Origin of the sequence: Desulfosporosinus metallidurans (genome assembly GCF_001936615.1) — a bacterium.
Taxonomy (GTDB): Bacteria; Bacillota; Desulfitobacteriia; order Desulfitobacteriales; family Desulfitobacteriaceae; genus Desulfosporosinus; species Desulfosporosinus metallidurans.
Map to the genome: position 1 here is coordinate 1 of NZ_MLBF01000188.1, position 542 is coordinate 542.

General features: G+C 39.7%; 1 protein-coding gene. It reads left to right on the plus strand.

Features of this window, described 5'->3' with window-relative positions:
• Positions 1 to 131 precede the first annotated feature (131 nt).
• Positions 132 to 542: transposase (locus tag DSOL_RS26305; protein WP_139314650.1), on the plus strand; the 411-nt coding region annotated here is incomplete at its 3' end.

Here is a 542-nt window from a genome sequence, read left to right on the forward strand (position 1 = left end):
AATTAGTTTCATAACTCAAACCCGTTGGTATTATTGATCTTTTTAAGGACAAAAAGAGGAGTACCTCCCCAAAACCTCGAAAAAGTGTAAGCGACCAAACTAACACCGAGAGGTAGAAAGGAGTACTCCCAATGTTTAGTATTCGCCAAGAAAGTCTATTTTCCTTGGAAGAAATTTTAGAAATGTCTCCGAGGAAATCATATCCCCTCCTTTTTAACCAACTGGATATTAACCCTTTGTTGAGAGCTGTCTCCAAAAAGGCATTCCTGGGTGCTCCAACAAGACTTAACTATTCGGCTATGATCTACTCTTTATTCATTCGAGTCATCGAACGAATTCCTACGATCAAAGACTTACGAAAACGACTAAAAAATAGCTTGGAATTCCGTTTCGACTGCGGTTTTACGATGGCTGATTCAGTTCCTAGCGAGTCCTCTTATACTCGAATGATTCAAAAAATCCATGTCTCTTCTGCTTTGGGAAAAATTCAAAATGACCTAGTCTCTCAGGCGTTTCAAGAAGGCTTCATCGAAGGGGATGTT